The organism is Candidatus Nitrososphaera evergladensis SR1 (assembly GCF_000730285.1).
GTDB classification, from domain to species: Archaea; Thermoproteota; Nitrososphaeria; order Nitrososphaerales; family Nitrososphaeraceae; genus Nitrososphaera; species Nitrososphaera evergladensis.
On sequence record NZ_CP007174.1, the window covers coordinates 284,308 to 302,072 of the forward strand.

Genomic DNA, 17,765 nt, shown 5'->3' on the forward strand with positions numbered 1-17,765 from the left:
CATTCAGAGAAGAAGTTGTCATGTATACACATGAAGCGATAACTGATAGGATTAAAGATGAAGCGAAGAGGAACACCTTCTAAGGCTTGTCTACTCAGAGGTTATTTACTGTCTCTATAAACCCAACATCGCATGCACGCGTGAACAAACCACCATGTGTACATGCACATATTTGCCGAACATCCGCACCCGCGCTCTCTGTGCAGGCAAAAAACCTCTCCACGTCTGACATGGTTCCACAAGTCTAATTGGAAGGCGCGGGTATTCGTCTCTATCTCTGATTCAATACAAGCAGAATTAAAAGTGCAAGGCCAAGAAAGCCGGCTAATGATTCACCACCACGCGAACCTTGGTCAGGTTTTCCTGGCCCTGTAACGGTCTTTGGGGTTAACGACTGTTGCCTGAATATATGCTGGCAAGTAGATAAAGTGTCAGATTACATAGAAATAATATTCTGGAATTTCATAGAATTATTGCAGTGTACATGCTTTGCATGCCTAATCTCGACCAAAGCATGAAGCAAGATCATAATATATTCCGGAATTAGACACCACTATTTTTATTATTTTCAAAAGTATAGTTCTTTCAGAGTCATACCATTCCTGCGTCCCTTCAATAACACCCCTGTTGTACTACTGGTTATCTCGCTGGACAGAGGGACGCGGGGAATAATTTCGATTATGGTTGTTCGAACTCAAACGACCTTCTAAATTTTGTCTACTGAGAGATTATTTATCATCACATTGTAGCAATATCGCTCTGGGGTAGATCAGAGCAAGGGCACCCGCGTCCTTTTGCGTACGCTTTGTACCTGATCTGCAGACAGTCATAGCAGGGGCGCGGGTGTGTTTTTAATCCATATAACACAAAGAGGGAGAGACCCTATCATTTACTTTCTAACCCCAAGCTTTCAGACCTAACGAGCAGGTAGGTGTGTATGTATGTGTATGTGTGCCTATCTTTCTTTCTTCTTGGAGGCGAGTCTTCGTGGACTAGTTGTTGTACTACCGGACATGGTTGACATTTTAGCTACCCAACATGGCTGACACTCCAGTCTTGGAGTGTAGCAACAAATGGATAGAATAGAAACACGACTCAGAATGATAACCATGCTGGAGTATTCTGGCAAAACAGTATCAGACGTTTGTGCAGAATTTGGAGTTTCCAGAGAAACATGGTACAAATGGAAGAAACGCTATGACACGTACGGCCTGGACGGGCTGAAGGACCTGTCGAGAAGGCCGCACCACATCAAATATGTCAAGGTGACAGCTGATGTGGAAAAGCTCATCCTCGAACTGCGGCTGAATCACCGGTTTGGTCCAAGGAGGATAGGCTTCAGACTAAGGAAAAAGTACGGTGTGGTATTAGCTGCAAAGACCATTTACCACGTCCTGAAGAAGCACAAGCTGAATGTACTGTCAGTCAAGCTAAAGAGAAAGTACAAACGGTTTGAGAAGAAACACTCCAATGACATGGTCCAGATGGATACCAAGGGGCCATTCTACTTGAGAGGATCGAGAGAAAAGCAGTACCTGACCCATTGCATAGACGACTGCTCAAGAAAGGTGGTGAGCGAATGGGTAAACAGGCGTTCAACAGAAGAGTCGCTTATGGTGCTCAAAAAGTGGATTGCAGAGAATGGAAAGCCAAAGAAAGTGATGCATGACGGCGGAAAGCAGTTTGTATCCCGGGGATTCCAGAAATTCCTTCAGGACAACGACAGCATCAAAGACAAGCAAATTCCACCAGGTTACCCACAGGCGCAGGGGAAGGTTGAGGCGTACAACAAGATAGTCATATCGGAATTTCTGGAAGTAGAGGAGCTAAAGGGCAAAGAAGATGGCAAGAAAAAGTATGAGGCATTTGTCTGGTTCTACAACAATGAAAGGGAACATGGCGGCATAGGCGGCATGACACCGGCCGAGAAATTCAGAAAACGGTTAAAGCAACCGGGGTTGCAGGCAAAAGCAAGACAAAAAGTGTCAGTGATGTCGGTACATCAATTTGTCAACCATGTCCGGTAGTACAACAACTAGTTATTAATTGTAGAACGCGAGAAACTAGAACAGTAATATCCTGTGCTATGCGGCAGTCGCTATCTTTTATCTTATTATTACAGATGAATATTATCCTTCATAAGATACAGAAATTTTTAGATACTACTAATATGGAAAAGAGAAACTCTAGGGTAATTCCATATTAAATTTACAACATGGTGGTGTTATAGGCGGATCTTGCTCAAGGCTTTAAAAACATCGTAGCATGTCAGCGCATGAACAACAAGATGTCAAGTATCGCAGGAAACAAAAAGGTATTCGTCATCTTTTCCGTGCTAGCTTTGAGCATTGCACTTGCATCGTCGACCATAGTGTCGCCGACTGCTGCGTTTGCAAGCTCTAGCTACGGGGAAGAAGATGATCATCACCACCACAAAAAATACACCAAGGATGATGTACGCAAATGGCTAGAAGATCACGAGGATGAATGTTCCGACAACCACATCTATCGCTGGATCGCCAACCACTTTTACAAATGGGAAGACGACCACAAATCAAAGTGGATCGTCAAGCACTTCCAGTGGGTAGTTGACAATGTAGACTGCTCGGATGACGAGGACCACGACTACAACTACTACGGCGAAGACGACCACAAATACTATGGAGACAAGGACTACAAGTACTATGGTGATGACGATGACGAAGAAGGCCACAAGTACTACAGGGACAACAGTGAAGATCACAAATCCTACGATGATCACAAGGACTACAACAAGTACAACAGCAACGACGACGATAATAATGGCAAAGATCACGAGTACAGTAAGGACGGCAACAATGAAGATCACAAATCATATGATGATGATCACAAAGACTACATCAAGTACAACAATTACGAGGAAGGCAACGACAAGGATCACAAAGACTACAAAAAGTATGAAGATGACAACAACAAGAATGGCAAGGAACACAACATAGAAGTTGCACTCAACCTTCCGCTGGTTAGCGTCGCAGTGAACTGATCCAACAACAGCAAAATAGCGATTTCATAATCCGTCCAAAAAATACCCAACACGTAAAAGGATAGGCTGCAGCAAAAAGCCTCTCTTTCTTTCTATCTTTTTCTTGAACATTTCCAAGAATAACAAAAATTGAGTGTCGCAGTATCGTGCACATTTGTATCTAGATATTTTTGTGTAACAGCGACGACAGTACCTTTCTTCCTCTGAGAATCTGTTGTGCTATTTCGTCTCGCGGAGGACACGAGTGTTTTTTCGTTCGTTGGTCTCAGCTCAGCAAATGGAAGTATCATCTTCTAGGATTTGGCTTCTCAGAAATTTTTGTCATCCTGTGTGTGTGATTCTGCAGATACATGACGTAACTACAAGCATATGCATACACGCACACATCGCATCCGTGTCCTTCTCTCATAAACAAAGGTGCATGTACATAGCTCTAGACAGAGAGATGGGCACGTGTGAGCGTGCTATCCAACAGGAGATCCGGTCCATGACCACGAACTGGTCACTAGCCGCGTTACTATTTTCTGACGTATGACATCAATTCGAGTGACGTACATCTGTCGCTCTTTATTCTCTTCAATATCGTCAGGATTGTTCTTGATGGTTTCCTCAATATTCGCGATTTCCTTGGCTAGGATAAACCTCAATAGTTCGAGATCTCCTGGAGTTAGCGAACTTTGCCTTTCTATGCGCATACGCTTTATGATCTCATCGAGTGTGCCGGCCTCTAAAAAAGTTGTTGAAAAAGGAACTTTCCACATCTTTATCCCTTATCTGGAAGTCAGTATGTGACTAGATTTAGCAATGGTAGGATAATGGAGGCTGCTGACCTTTGCATAGTTATACCTCTCTTCTACCAATGGGACAGCAGAGTCCCGTAGTATGGTTTGCGTTGACATTGGGGTATGTCCTGCTAATTGCCGGAGTATAAGAGCTTGGTTAACAAGGTCCATGCTCTTATCTGGAGCTGTGTACAATGTGGATGGCGTGGGAATATATTCTTCTTTTCTTTATCCTCTACTACAATCAAGTTATAACCAAGAGGTATTTGAGCTCAAATGAACAGGAAAACCTTCTGAGGTTTGCTTCCTTGGAGACTTAATTACTATTATTATCCATAGACAATTGCATGCACATAGACGAGGATATATGCACACACATGCCCGCGCCCTCCCAAGCACGCGTGCACACGCACGTACACCTATCAGGGTCTGACATGATGGTGTTGTACTCGTCTAATTCAAGGACGCGGGTTTTTGTGTGTATGATTTTTTCATTCACGTACAAGAAAGATATAGAACAATCGGAGGGAGCGCCCTTGCGTTGTCAATATTAATGCAATGTTTGAAAACATTATCAAGTTAGCCTCGTTCATTAAACCCGCGCTCCTCATGATCAACGTCTGGACTGGCATCTCACTCTGGGAGCGCGGGTATATATCCATTCTTCATTATTTTACAACAAACGAATAGAACAATCGGCAGGAGCGCCGATGCATTGGTAATATTAAGAGATGCTGCCTCTAAATGTTATGACGACGTTACCTGGGACCACTATACCCGCGCTACTCTATTTGGCTTGGCATTGCAATGTAGCGCGGGTATCCTCACCTCTTTTTCATCAAACTTTGAAAATGAGAGAGGCCGGAGATAATTTAAACTTTAATAGCATTCAATTAATGTGGACCTGTGGCTAGTCGGCATCAATTTTAATAATTATTATTTCAAAAGCAGAATCACGTACGCAGACAAATACACACACGCGTATACGCGTGTGTGTACATAACAATAACCACCCAAAATCCACTTGTGCCTCCCTCCTTCCCCCCCCCAACCTACAAACATATGTGCGCATCGAACAGTTGCTCTCCGTCTCTGCTCTCTAGAGGGGTGCAGGAATTCTTACTGTCGAAGCTGTCTTTTGCGGATGTCTCTACAGTATTACTCTTGCATTAATTTTAATAGTCTTTTCCAAAAAGAGGACTCGCGACCCAACTTTGGGTACATCCTGCCCGCGTTCCTTGCTGTTGTGCTTCGAATCGACATGATGTTTAAGGACGCGGGTAGTTTCCTTATCCTTACTAAATATTATCCCTACAGTACTATGGATTTCTTCTAGAATTAAGGAATGAGTGGAAGATAAGCTCCTATACTCTGGCAGGCTCTAGGTTGAGCCTGCATGACGGTTAATACATTTTCGATTCTTACTATAGAACACTTTGACATGTCACCCGCGCCCTTGTTAGCGCTTGACATTGCAGCTAAGAACGCGAGGAAGGGCGCGGGCACTTATCAATTACTTGATCTTTTCAGGATAACAAACTAATTCACTTGCAGGGCTCCGCCATCAGCACATCAGGGCAATAGATAGAGTATGCAATGTAATTTGGAGCAAAACAGGGCGCTGGGTTTAGAGCGGGAAAGAACCTCTTCTTCCTGTTTTTTTTTTTGCGTGTGATTACACCTACTCAATTGCTGCTTAGCTCCCTTTTGATCCTCTTGTTTTCTATAGCCAAGATAGCAAGCTGAATCCGATAAAGGCAAGCTGGAGCGCTTCTGTGACAATGTCTATGGCATCCAGATCTCCTGCCCTATGCGTGATTGGATTGCCGGGCATGCGTGTTATGGTCCATATCGCAATAAAGACTGTCGTGCCTGCGATGCCTATAGAATACCAAACCTTTCCCCATCTCCTTAGAATAGGGAGGATCCAAAAGATCTGGGCAATGCCACCGACCAAGAAGAGTATATGACGCTGTTCCCAAAACGGTGATGCGATATGGAATTAGCAGCCAAGTACAGGTGGATTATTCCCGCCAAGGCAGTCGTCGTTGCGGCTGCTAAATAACAGAAGCGATTCATCAAATTACTGTCGTTGTTACTTCTGTTCATTTTTTATGCTGTCACAAGAATGAACTTTAAGTATTACGTAGATTTGCTATATTGTGTACAGCTAGTAACTGAGCATTATTCTCGTCATGGGCCAACGAAGGTTTTTGCTCTCTCCCTCTCTCCTCCCACAATGTTCGATCAGATTTCTTCAGCTGCCGGAGCGCATCATCGAGTTTCCAAAAGATTGAACTCTACATGACCGCCGCAATAGCCATTCTGAATCAGGGTTTACCTTGAGCGTATGTCTTGGCACCGGTGAAATCAATTGCCACACAGGGTTCGTTTCCGACTACCCATGCATCATGTCCTGGAGGAACTAATCCTGTATCGCCAGCGGAAAATTCCTGTTCGCTTCCATCGTCCATCCTAACTTTCATTCTACCAGAAATCACATACATCGTGTGGGATTGCTTGCAAGAATCCGTCTTGACGATGGGCTTCACCGACGTAGACCACTTCCAACCTGGCTCAAATGTTGCTTTGCCGATTGTCGCTTCTCCAAGATTTGTTAGGTCGATTTTTCCATTATCGAATTTTCTTGTCTCGTCCGGACTTGACATACTCTTTCTTTGCATTTCCACCATATTGTAATTAAAAGAATGACGATGGTTTCTAAAATCGATTGTGAAAGTTACTACCTAGCTCTTCTTCTAGAATTTGCTCGTAAAACGATAGTGGCAAATATGGAAAATAACCGATAGCCATCGAATTTATAAAATCATTTTGCTTCTGATAAGTTTTGAATAAAAATTTAAAAACTCACAATGACAGAGTGCCATGGGGCAATCCTACAATGCCTTTGGTATCTTCCTAACCTTAGGAAAATTGTCTAATTATTAAGAATTGTGGAACGAGTGCTTGGTGCAAGGCGTGCAGTTTTGTCGCCCTATCATTCAGAAAGAGTCGTTTGCTTATGCGCATGTAGGCCGTGCATTGGCATTGCCAGAAGGTAGAAAGGCTATATCAATCTCGTGATAATACGATGCTAGGAGGTCTAGTTTCAGGCGCTCCATAATATATGGAGGGAAGTCATAAAAATCACGTTCAGCTTGAAATCTTTTTCTGCAAGTCAGATTGAATCGTCAACAGTTCGATGTAAGGACGTATGTCATGTATGTTGATGAAAGCTACGACGGACATGCAAATTCATTATCCTTGCCAGCTTCGAAAAATTAAAATATTTTCTCTTAGCATCACAGCGTGCCCGTGAGCGGTTTCGTCCGTTCGTTCGTACGTTAGGTAAAGACTTCACGTCCGTTCAATGTCCGTTGTCGCTCACGGGTCCCCGCCATCGTCACTCTGCCCCGTATGCATTGTGGGGGCGGCGGGGTATTTTACAGTGGTAATTGAGTATTGCTTAGCTCAGATTGGTATAATAAGTCAAGATTGGAAATATGTTAATGCATCCTTGATATTCTTGACCTCTATTACTTTCATGCCATAGTTTTTCTCCGTGTAATCTGAAAGTGGCTTTTCCTGAGAACGACAGGTCTGATAAATGAAAATTCCTTCTTGCTTCTTTTCGCAAGTTTGCTCGTTATAAACTGCTTGCCCCGAAGGAACTAGAAAGATTTTGGCACCGTATTGACCAGCCGCTATTGCCTTTTCAGGCACACCGCCAACAGGGCCTATTGTTCCGTCAGGTTCTATCGTTCCGGTCATCACAACATCCTGCTTTAGTTCTGCATTGTTGTTTCCAATGGCGCCAAGTTCTGCAGCAAGCAGGGCAGTCATCGCCGCCCCTGCGCTTGGACCGTCTACTGCTTGAAGGTCAGTTGAAGTGCTATTTCCTCCCTTTGACTTGATAGAAAAGATGACATCTTTGTTGCTCAAATCGGCCTTTGTCATTGATTGCGCTACCTTTACTGCAGTTCTTGCCGATGTCTGAAAGTCCACGCCTGTTGGTATCTCTGTATTAACTAGAACAAGACCCTTACCATTATCCCGAATGTCGACGGTTATGTCTATAGCCACTCCTTGATATTGAACGGTCTGAAAGAATCCATCTGTCACAGGAACTGCCTTGACAGCAACAGCTGTTATTGACTGGCTCGTCGTGTTCAGTAAGAATTTGCTGTTTTGTTGCTGCGATCTATTGGACGTAGGTGGTAATACTCCAGTAGCTGGAGGTGGTGGAGAAGAAGAACCTATTGTTGTTGAATTCTGGTTGTTGTTATTATTGTTGCTATTTGCATTTCCAAGACTATCAGTCAATTTTCTATTTGTGTTTTGGAGCTGAGTAACGGTATTCTCAAGAGATGCAGTCTTTTGATACAAATAAACATTGGCAAATGCAGATGCAATAATTAGAATCCCCAACAGGATTGTAATTTTTGCAGTCATATGATTGCCTTTTTTTACTTCTCTTCAATTATTATTGTCTTTACTGTACCGGTCTTGTGGCCTGCCCCGATTGTTCTTGGTCGCGATCTCGCCAGCAATATTCTCTTTTTAGATTTAGGGTTGTGGGGCTTGACTCTTAGTCTGTAGTGGCAGCAAGGGCACCGCAGACCTTCATAAAGGATAAAAAGACTGCAGATCTGACATCTCTTTTGACCAATGCCATATCGTCCGCCGGCATGTGATGGAGGTCTTGGTGCCTTGTATCTAATGCACAACCCTTTGCAGCTCATATTATATGTTAACTACCTGCTCCCCGGAAAGTTCTATGAGCGCCAGTCTTGGTTATTGACCTTCCTACCTTCATTTTGTCTAATGCAGACTCGAAGTGTTTCATCGAAATCTTTAGTTTTCCCGCCTTTTTGCCCTCATTCTTGTTGCTGCTGCTGACAACGTGCTCTTTTATTGCAGACATGGCTGCCGCATTTACTATTGCGGCAATGTCAGCCCCTGTCATGCCGTCTGTCATTTCCACTAGTTTGTCCAGGTTAACATCAGAATCGATAGGCTTTCTCTCGGTATGAACTTGGAATATCTGTCTTCTCGCCTCCTTGTCAGGTATTGGAATCTCAAGTATCCTGTCAAACCTACCCGGCCTGAGCAGTGCTTCGTCAATAATGTCCGGCCTGTTGGTTGCTCCGATAACTACGACACCCTTCAGGTCTTCTAAGCCGTCCATTTCTGTCAGCATCTGGCTTATCACCCGCTCTGTCACACGAGCATCTCCTTCCGACTCTCCTCCTCTTCTTGGTGCAATAGAATCTAGCTCGTCAAAGAATACTACACATGGCGCTGCTTGCCGAGCCTTTCTAAAGACTTCTCTGACGCCTTTTTCGGATTCTCCAACCCACTTGCTTATCAATTCGGGTCCCTTAATGCTTATGAAATTAGCCTCCGATGTTGTCGCAACAGCTTTGGCCATCATCGTCTTGCCCGTTCCAGGCGGGCCATAAAGCAAGATGCCCTTTGGAGGCCGGACATCGGCCTCAGTAAAGAGGTCGCCATGTTTGAGGGGCCATTCTATTGCTTCTGCCAATTCATCCTTTACTTGCTGCAGTCCGCCAATGTCCTCCCACCTCACGTTTGGCTTTTGTATCAAGACCTCTCTCATTGCAGAGGGCTGAATATCTCTTAGCGCCCCTTCGAAGTCCTGCTTTGTGACTTTGATCTTGTTCAATATTTCAGCAGGAATGTTTGGCTGCTCTAGATTAATCTCTGGCAGTATTCTTCTAAGAGAGCGCATGGCGGCTTCTTTGCTTAATGCTTCCAAGTCAGCACCAACAAAGCCGTGTGTGACTCTCGCAATCGATGCAAGGTCAACGTCTTCCGTCAACGGCATCCCCCGGGTGTGAATCATGAGTATGTCCAGACGACCTTGTTCATCCGGTATTCCTATCTCTATCTCCCTGTCGAACCTGCCGGGGCGTCTAAGTGCAGGGTCGATCGCATTTGGTCTGTTGGTAGCGCCAATTACTACAAGCTTGCCCCTAGACTTTATGCCATCCATCAAAGTCAGGAGTTGCGATACGACTCTTTTTTCAACGTCGCCACTGACCTCCTCTCTCTTTGGCGCAATCGAGTCTATTTCGTCAATGAATATGATTGACGGCGCATTTTCTTCGGCCTCTTTGAATACTTCCCTTAACCTTTCCTCGCTTTCGCCGTAGAACTTGCTCATTATCTCCGGCCCGCCAATAGAGTAAAAATTGGCGTTGGTCTCGTTGGCCACCGCCTTGGCAAGCAGCGTTTTTCCTGTCCCCGGAGGGCCATGGAGTAGTACCCCTTTAGGGGCTTCAATCCCTATTCGCTCAAATATTTCAGGATGTCTCAGAGGTAGCTCTATCATCTCCCTGACCTTTTGCACTTCGTTCTTAAGGCCGCCAATGTCTTCGTACGATACCCGTGGTACTCCTTTGGCAGCGGATTTTGGCACGGATCCGATTACGAATTCAGTATTGCTGTCAATTAGTGATGCCACGTCTGATGGGGAAGTACCTGTGACAGCAAAGCCGATTCTTCTACCCATTATGTTAAGCGGGATTATGTCACCTTTTCCAACTACACGACCTTCCAGCAGTTCTGGTAGGTGCTCTTCAAGGCCGACGATATTGAGCTCTTCTGTTGGAGCAAGAATAACTTGATGTGCTTTTTTCACGCTGACTTTTTGTACAGTTACAGTATCGTCAATTCCAACTCCAATGTTATTGCGGGTATACCCATCTATCCGGATAAGCTTCTTGTCATAGTCGTCTCTCTGACTTGACCAGAGTAACACGTAGCTTTTCTTGCCCTTGGCGCTGACTTCCAATACATCCCCTGCAGATAAATTCAGCTCTTCTACGACTTTCGGATCAACTAGTGCCATCCCTCTGCCGACAAATTTTGCGTTAGTTTCGGCTACTCTCAATGTTATTCTATCCACACCAGTCTTACCATCACTATTTTTTGCCAATCCGATTTTCACCTCTTTTTTCAGTACAACAAATTAAGGGAGGTTTTGACCCGTTTTCACTCCACTTTCACGTCTGTTGCCTTTGGTTTCGGAGCCTCTTTCAGCTTTATCTTCAACTCCAGTATGCCGTTTGCATATGTCGCCTTTGCAGACTTGTCGTCCAGTGCCATGTTGACAGGAATTTCGGTGTGGTACTTTTTGTTGTCTTTTTCTGCGTGTATGCTGACTTGCTCTTCAGACACGCTAACCTTGATGTCCTGCTTTGTTACACCAGGCATCTCTGCTGTGATGGTCAGGACGTTCTCTTTTTCATCAAGCGCCGTGTCTACAAGTGGCTCTCTCGTTTCACTAGGTGCCACCAAGCCTTTTGTGCTGGGCTTGATGTTGCCGAATTCCCTCACATGTGGCCTGCCGTCAGGACCCACAGTCACCTGATAGCCATAATAATATGGGAAGTTCGTGGCTATTTCTTCAGGTCTCAGATCTCTGACTGTCCTGAACATTCTGTTCAGCATTTCCTCTGCTTCTGCGAACTCTCTGTCAATGTCTTCAAACAGCCGTCTTCCAAAACTAAAGTCTCGATCTCTCCACATATGTCTGTAAGTTCACCTGCGTTATAGAATGTGTAAGAGATATTTATTCATTACTCACATCATGTGAGTAACACATAGAGGCGGAAGCAAACTGACTGCATTGAAGGTGGCGCTGGAATTCGCTGCTGCCATTGTCTTCCCTTATCAGCGTAAAGAGTTAGTCTATCTTTTGCTGCTATTGTAGGTCGAGCAAGGTCTTTGCATTGTCCTTGTTCATCTTGTTTCTCATTGCACTTATGGTGGTTTTCAGTCTAGATTCTTTTTCGTCCATCATCTCTGACAGCTCTGCAATAGAGCTTGGCGATTCTGTCACTATCTTGTAGAGGATCTTCCTCTCATCTTCTTCAAAGCTGTTTATTCCAATTTTATGGAGTTTACTTAGGATAAGCTGCTTTAGCGCACGTAGGTCACTGAGGCGCGATTCTAAAGCAGACATTTCTGCTTCTATGTCAGATAGGCTTTCTTGTAGCGAAGCTAGTGCTTCTCCAGCATCTTCAGGCATTAAATCAAGCACCTTGTAATATTTCTTCGACTCCTTATGCCGTGACTCTACAATCTCTTGCTTTGTTACCGTGAAGTCATCTTCAGATAGCGAGATAGTCAAAATGAACGAATTATTGAGACGGTAGTATTTTCTATCCGGAGCACCAAGCTTGCTTTTTTCTGTATAAGTTTCAACTAGGCCACTCTCTTCAAGCGCCTGTAAATGCCGGAGCACCGCCTGCTGGCCAATGTCTAACTCCTTTGCCAGTTGGTTGAAGTACATCGGCTCTTGAGACAGAGTGGCCAGTATCTTTCGCCTAGTTTCATTTCCCAAGATGTCTAAAATAATGTCAGAGTCCATTTGTGCATGCTCCACTAAACCAGGTCACCGTGCCAAAATAAAAAGGAAGGGCTATTGGACATTTTTTGCTACATGTCCATGTCGCCCATTCCGCCCATGCCACCACCCATACCGCCTCCGGGACCTCCAGGCTTTGGCATGTCTTTTGACTTTGACGAGGCGGCTATCACATCGTCTATGCGCAGTATCATGCATGCAGCCTCTGTTGCCGCATTGATGACTTGTTCTTTGACTGCTAGGGGCTCGTAGATATCCTTAGCTGCCAGGTCAGCCACCTTTCCATTCGTTACATCAATTCCATAGCGCGCCTTTCCAGTACTGCTCTTTGACCGAAGCTGCACCTGGGTATCGAGCGGATCCATACCTGCATTTTCCGCCAAGACGATGGGTATGGTCTCTATGCCATCTGCAAATTTCTCTGCCGCTAGTTGTGCTCTTCCAGATAACGTAGCCGCCCAATCTCTTAGCTTCAGTGAGGCCAGCGCTTCAGGGGCTCCGCCTCCAACCAGCACGTACGGGTACTCGACCACATCTTTGACAGCCATTATTGCGTCATGTACCGACCTTTCTGCTTCGTCCACTACCCTCTGTGAACCACCGCGGACAAGTATGCTTACAGACTTGGGGTTCTTGCATCCCTCGACAAAGACCCACTTGTCCGTCTCCACCTTGCGCTCCTCAACTACCTTGGCAAATCCCAAGTCTCCTGCAGCAAGCTCATCGAGGTTGTTTACGATTCGCGCGCCTGTAGCTCTTGAAAGCTTGTACATGTCGCTTTCCTTTATCCTCCGCACGGCAAGAATTCCGGCCTTCGCAAGATAGTGCTGCGCAATGTCGTCTATTCCTTTTTGGCACAGTAGGATATTTGCACCAGCCGCTACCACCTTGTCTACCATCGCCTTGAGCATGCGATTCTCTTCGTCGATGAACCTCTGCATCTGATCTGGTGAATTGATGTTTATCTTGGCGTCAAATTCGGTCTTTTCAATTTCTAGAGCCGAATTGACGACAGCTATCTTGGCATTTTCAATGCGCTTGGGCATCCCTGCATGAACGACCTCCTTGTCCAGCACAATTCCATGGATGAACTTCGTGTCCCGGACGCTTCCACCTGCTTTCTTTTCTACCTTAATATTGTCGATGTCCACCTTGTGTTGTTCGCCTGACCTTTCGGCGACGGCAAGCACTGCATCAACTACCATGTCGGAGAGCTCTTCCGAGTCAGCCGATACCATCTTAGAAGCCATCGAAGTGCGTGCTATCTTGTTCAGAAAAGCCTTGTCATTTGGGTCTACCTTGGTGGCGATTTCGCGCAATGTCTCGATGGCCTTTTGTGATGCCTTCTTGAAGCCTTCGACAACCACCGTGGGATGCACATTCTTTGTGATCAGCTCTTCCGCTTTCTCTAGCAAAGAACCTGCCAAGACTACGGTAGAGGTTGTGCCGTCGCCCACCTCATTGTCAGTGGCCTTGCTTATCTCCACCATCATCTTTGCAGCAGGATGCTGGATGTCGATTTCTTTTAAAATAGTTGCACCGTCGTTGGTGATAGTAACATCACCAAGAGTGTCCACCAGCATCTTGTCCATTCCGCGTGGTCCCAGGCTTGTGCGTACTATTTCCGCGACTGTCTTTGCTGCAGTGATATTGTTTCTCTGTGCTTGGTTGCCTTTTGTTTCTGAAGTACCTTCTTTCAAAACGACTATGGGAACTTGAGTTGTTGCTGACATAGATTTTGTTTCACCTATGTTAGTAACAATATGTGTGTAATTGGATATTTAAGTTTTATTTTGTGATCTTTGCTTGCGGTCGCCGCCTAATCATTAACGTCTAGATTTGGTAAATTTGTAGAGAAGGAGAGAGATGGAAGGAGCATCATCATATTCATAGTCTATATCCTGGTGGTAAAAAAAATCCAGGTTACTGCCGATTCCTATTGCTTTTGGACAAGGAGATCTCGGTGAGCTGTCCTTATGTGGTTTTTCAGCTGTCCTTGGCTTCCGCCCACATCCTTGTTGCAGTAAACGCATCTCCAAACTTCTTTAATTATGCCCATTTCGTCATTTTGACGAAAGACATGATTTTAAAAAATTTACAATGCTGCAAAAATTGCCATATTCCTTCCGTGCTAAAACCTTTCACAACATTTTTTTAAGGCGGCCGGTCGGCGCCACATTCATGTTAGCGACGATGTGGGTTGGCTTCTCTTTCTTTCGTAAACCGATTTTAATAGCTCCAAAAGACTATCAAGTTCAAAGGGTTTCTGCAGGACTTGGATCTCCTCTATGCCAGAAAACAAACCCTCCAATTCCTTGCTATATGCAGTTATCATTACTATTGTCTGGCCAGGATGAATTGCAAGAATTCTTTTGGCAGCGTCGCGACCGTCCATCTTTGGCATTCGATAATCCATCATGACGACATCAAAAGGCAGATTCTTTTGATTCCAAAGTTCATACTGTTCAACACATTCTATTCCATCCCGAGAAGTGATAACATCATGTCCTTCGCCTTCAAGAAATATTTTGTACATCAAGAGGATATTGGACTCGTCTTCAGCAACAAGAATTCTCAAGCTATATCATTACACTGCTCCTTCCACTATCGAGAGGTCTAATTCTTTTTTCCTCCCCAAGAGCTCAAGTGATTCAAACCAGCATACTTTTTGAATACCCGGGATAGCCTTTATCTTCTCAGACGTCTCCATAAATTCCTGATTACTTTCTAGTATAGCTTCAACTTTCAGGTCTGCACCATCTCCAAATGTACGTGCAACGGCAATCACTTTTTCAAGACCAAGGATTTCATTTGCAATCGCATTCTTATCTACAGCTCCAAGCGAAACAATGAACGTAACCTGTCTCTTGCCAAACTTTTCATATTGAAGGGAGTAGAATTCATTTACAAACTCGTCTTCTAACCTTTTGCGTCTTCTCTGAACCGTACTTAATGGAATGTCAAGCTCTCTGGATAGCTGAAGAGAAGAAGGGTTTCCCCTTAATTCAAGCAATGCCTTCAATATTTTTTTGTCAATTGAAGATAGGGTGCTCCCGGCTAATTTTTTCGTAATTCTTCTGCCTGCTGCTGAACCGGCATTTGCATTTATTGCTCTGTTAAGGCCAAATAGCAAATCGGCGAGTTGGTCTACTGTGAGCGTTTTGAAAAATTCCGGATTCACATCTATTTTTGCCAATTCTTGCTCTAGGGCTAGTCTCGAGGTATTATTGTTGTTATTTTTATTGGATGATGATGATGATGGTGGTGCATATATAGTTGCTTCAACGATTGAAGCTTTCTGTCCGTCGCTAGGCATAGCCCTACCTTATATCGGCAGGATTTAAATCTATCTTTAAATCATTAACTGCATCATTAGAATAGAGAAGCTAAAAAAAGTAGAATAGGGAAAGAATCGGAACAAAAGAAATAGGATGAACAGAAATAAAATATGTGATAGTTAGCGTCCGTGAACGCTAACTATCTCTTTTTCTTGTTTTTCGCTTTATTAGCCTGGTTTAACTTGACTCTTATTTTCTTTGACGCAGATTTTGCATTTTTGGTGATTTTTCGAATGTTTCTTTTTGCCTTCTCCTTGTCTTTTCTTAATGTGCTTCTGGCCTGTTTTTCCATCTTTCTGCCTGTCTTTGCAGCAGTCTTTGCGCCCTTCTTTGCCGCCCTAGTTGTTTTTGGCGCAGATTTTTGAAATTGCTTTGGTGTCTTTTGCACAGCCGCTGCAGTCTTGGTGGCATCGCTGATGGTCTCGTCCATAGCCCTTGCGGTCTCTTCAATGACCCCGCTCTTTTGAATCTCCTCTGTTGTCTCCCTGGCGCTTCGGGTGGAGTCCCGAGCAGCTACCGCTGCGTCCCTTGTTGCTTCAACGACTTCAGTTACAGCACCGCTTTCATTGAATGTTTTTACCGTGTCTCTAACAGCTTTGGAAGCCTCTTTGATCTTTTGGGCGACTTCCTTTACACTTTCAGCCGTCTTTTCTGCATCGTATACTCCTTCTTTAGACGAATTAGTATCTACTTTTGTTTCAGTCAATGATTATAGTGCGAAGTCAGAATATAAAAGAGGGAGGTTTTTTAACAGATATCTTTTCTGCCTGCCATGAAGAAACAGTGCCAAGTCTTTTTGGTGGAAACGGCAGAAAAAGAAGGAAAGCCTGATGTATGTGCATATGTTTGGCCAGTCGCGACAAACCCGTTAATATTTTGCATAAGTAACATTTTCTTGTGTATACACCAAAAAAGATAGAGGATAACGATGATGATAATGACGGGAAGATGATTATTCCTCTGGCAGAACTTGAAAGAATGGAGAAACTGATACACACCCTAGAAATAGTAATCACCATACTCAGGTACTTGCCCATCATAATAGGTGTCCTTGCAGCAATATCGCTTGTTTTAGCCGCGTTCAACTTTGTGGATAAAAGCTATGGGTGGGCCGTGGTTAACCTTCTGCTTGGCTTGGCAGGCGTATCGTTCGTGCTGGGAGTGACAAGGCGTCGTCCAAGGCACTTTGCGAAGCCATCTGACGTAGCCCACTAGTATGCACAGAGTTGAAAAGAGATTTTTCAAGTCCATGTTGTTGTAAGGGTCCAACAATGGCGATGATGCGCCAAAATGGATTTTGGAGAATACACTTTGTGTGTGTATCTTTAAAGTTTGAGGAGGGAAAGAACTAAAATCGTAGGACTCTAAAGCATTAAAAAATAGTGGGAAGGGATAATAATATTCAACCTCCGTCATCCTTGGCAAGACCGGCCGCTTGGAAGTAGCTTGTCAAGGCATGGACGTCGTTTATCCCGTAAGTAGTTTTGCATTGCACTGATCAGTGCGTTGTCGTAGAAAAGATGTGACATATCTCTTTCTGCAGCATTACTTGCGCACTCATCATTGTTAAGTATTATCACAAAAAAAGCAGAGCACTTGATGTCGTTGCATGCTAGGTCTCTGAAAACTCGATGATTGCCCCGCCGGATGCCATGAGCCCGTGAAGCGCGAAGAGGATGCCCCGGCGGGGCTGGGAAGTGACTTGACTGGTAGGCAGACATTATATCTACCAAGCATAAAACTATCAAGTATACACAGCAAACGGATGCAAATTTGCAATACCCAAAAATATCCTTTCAAGGTTGTCAATGGTTTAACCCTTTATGAAATTCGTGTGTTAGTTACAATAGTAGTAGTGGTGGTGGTGCAACTGCCATATGGGTCTGTTAACCTTGGTGCTCATTGTAGCAATAGTCCTGGTGATAATTGGGATAGGTGCCGACGCGTTCTTTTCAGGTCTATGGACGGGCGCACAAAAAGTCGGCAGCAATCCCATTGTCCAGAATATCACCGAGCAAGGTAAACAGTTTGCCAAAGAAGCAGCCCAGAACGCTACGGGCAAGCTTCAGAATGCTACAATTGGAATGCCAAAGTGATGGGCAGGAGAGAGAGGGAGGGGGGAAGAAGAGCAACCGGGTGCTGCAGCAGTCAGGTATTGTCGATGCAGCAACTATTTCTTCTTCTGGCGACGACTAGTTCTGTCAGCGGGTAAATCTTGCTTCATCGTG

14 protein-coding genes are annotated in these 17,765 nt (G+C 44.5%); 4 read left to right on the top strand and 10 right to left on the bottom strand.

Going from position 1 to position 17,765, the window contains the following annotated elements:
• The first annotated feature begins 1,073 nt into the window (after positions 1-1,073).
• Positions 1,074-2,027 (top strand): IS481 family transposase, encoded by a 954-nt coding sequence (locus NTE_RS01415; protein WP_148699405.1) that lies wholly within the window; start codon positions 1,074-1,076, stop codon positions 2,025-2,027.
• Between the two features lie 248 nt (positions 2,028-2,275).
• Positions 2,276-3,022 carry a hypothetical protein gene (locus NTE_RS01420; protein ID WP_148699406.1) on the top strand — a complete coding sequence of 249 codons (747 nt, stop codon included), beginning with the start codon at positions 2,276-2,278 and terminating at the stop codon, positions 3,020-3,022.
• Between the two features lie 464 nt (positions 3,023-3,486).
• On the opposite strand, the gene NTE_RS01425 is transcribed toward NTE_RS01420, so the two are convergent.
• The 10 genes from NTE_RS01425 to NTE_RS01480 form a co-directional block, all read right to left on the bottom strand.
• Positions 3,487-3,669 carry a hypothetical protein gene (locus NTE_RS01425; RefSeq protein ID WP_148699407.1) on the bottom strand — a complete coding sequence of 61 codons (183 nt, stop codon included), beginning with the start codon at positions 3,667-3,669 and terminating at the stop codon, positions 3,487-3,489.
• 2,465 nt (positions 3,670-6,134) lie between these two features.
• Complete coding sequence (locus NTE_RS01430; protein WP_226987107.1) at positions 6,135-6,473, bottom strand: cupin domain-containing protein; 339 nt, start codon at positions 6,471-6,473, stop codon at positions 6,135-6,137.
• 820 nt (positions 6,474-7,293) lie between these two features.
• Entirely contained in the window at positions 7,294-8,256 is a 963-nt protein-coding gene (locus NTE_RS01435) for a S16 family serine protease (RefSeq protein WP_148699409.1), read from the bottom strand.
• 298 nt (positions 8,257-8,554) lie between these two features.
• Positions 8,555-10,735 (bottom strand): CDC48 family AAA ATPase, encoded by a 2,181-nt coding sequence (locus tag NTE_RS01445; RefSeq protein WP_148701977.1) that lies wholly within the window; start codon positions 10,733-10,735, stop codon positions 8,555-8,557.
• A gap of 86 nt (positions 10,736-10,821) precedes the next feature.
• Positions 10,822-11,358, bottom strand: a complete 537-nt coding sequence (hsp20, locus tag NTE_RS01450; RefSeq protein ID WP_148699410.1) for an archaeal heat shock protein Hsp20 — start codon at positions 11,356-11,358, stop codon at positions 10,822-10,824.
• Between the two features lie 175 nt (positions 11,359-11,533).
• A complete protein-coding gene (locus NTE_RS01455; protein ID WP_226987109.1) occupies positions 11,534-12,217 on the bottom strand; it encodes an ArsR/SmtB family transcription factor in 684 nt (227 codons plus the stop codon).
• A gap of 53 nt (positions 12,218-12,270) precedes the next feature.
• Complete coding sequence (gene thsB / locus NTE_RS01460) at positions 12,271-13,932, bottom strand: thermosome subunit beta (RefSeq protein ID WP_148699411.1); 1,662 nt, start codon at positions 13,930-13,932, stop codon at positions 12,271-12,273.
• A gap of 446 nt (positions 13,933-14,378) precedes the next feature.
• Positions 14,379-14,777, bottom strand: coding sequence for a response regulator (locus NTE_RS01470; RefSeq protein ID WP_148699413.1), 399 nt, complete (start codon positions 14,775-14,777; stop codon positions 14,379-14,381).
• A 9-nt stretch (positions 14,778-14,786) separates the two neighbouring features.
• Complete coding sequence (locus NTE_RS01475) at positions 14,787-15,515, bottom strand: Lrp/AsnC family transcriptional regulator (RefSeq protein WP_148699414.1); 729 nt, start codon at positions 15,513-15,515, stop codon at positions 14,787-14,789.
• A gap of 161 nt (positions 15,516-15,676) precedes the next feature.
• Positions 15,677-16,243: a hypothetical protein gene (locus tag NTE_RS01480; protein ID WP_148699415.1), complete on the bottom strand. Its 567-nt coding sequence runs from the start codon at positions 16,241-16,243 to the stop codon at positions 15,677-15,679.
• Between the two features lie 191 nt (positions 16,244-16,434).
• Here NTE_RS01480 and NTE_RS01485 point away from each other — a divergent pair, with 191 nt between their 5' ends.
• Both NTE_RS01485 and NTE_RS01490 read left to right on the top strand, forming a co-directional pair.
• A complete protein-coding gene (locus tag NTE_RS01485) occupies positions 16,435-16,752 on the top strand; it encodes a hypothetical protein (RefSeq protein WP_148699416.1) in 318 nt (105 codons plus the stop codon).
• Between the two features lie 662 nt (positions 16,753-17,414).
• Entirely contained in the window at positions 17,415-17,633 is a 219-nt protein-coding gene (locus tag NTE_RS01490; protein WP_148699417.1) for a hypothetical protein, read from the top strand.
• The last annotated feature ends 132 nt before the right edge of the window (positions 17,634-17,765 follow it).

Excerpts from the sequence above, each read along its gene's own strand:
- NTE_RS01415 (WP_148699405.1), top strand. The coding sequence starts at position 1,074 with ATGGATAGAATAGAAACACGACTCAGAATGATAACCATGCTGGAGTAT.
- thsB (WP_148699411.1), bottom strand. The coding sequence starts at position 13,932 with ATGTCAGCAACAACTCAAGTTCCCATAGTCGTTTTGAAAGAAGGTACT.
- NTE_RS01420 (WP_148699406.1), top strand. The coding sequence starts at position 2,276 with ATGAACAACAAGATGTCAAGTATCGCAGGAAACAAAAAGGTATTCGTC.
- NTE_RS01490 (WP_148699417.1), top strand. The coding sequence starts at position 17,415 with ATGGGTCTGTTAACCTTGGTGCTCATTGTAGCAATAGTCCTGGTGATA.
- hsp20 (WP_148699410.1), bottom strand. The coding sequence starts at position 11,358 with ATGTGGAGAGATCGAGACTTTAGTTTTGGAAGACGGCTGTTTGAAGAC.
- NTE_RS01435 (WP_148699409.1), bottom strand. The coding sequence starts at position 8,256 with ATGACTGCAAAAATTACAATCCTGTTGGGGATTCTAATTATTGCATCT.
- NTE_RS01430 (WP_226987107.1), bottom strand. The coding sequence starts at position 6,473 with ATGTCAAGTCCGGACGAGACAAGAAAATTCGATAATGGAAAAATCGAC.
- NTE_RS01475 (WP_148699414.1), bottom strand. The coding sequence starts at position 15,515 with ATGCCTAGCGACGGACAGAAAGCTTCAATCGTTGAAGCAACTATATAT.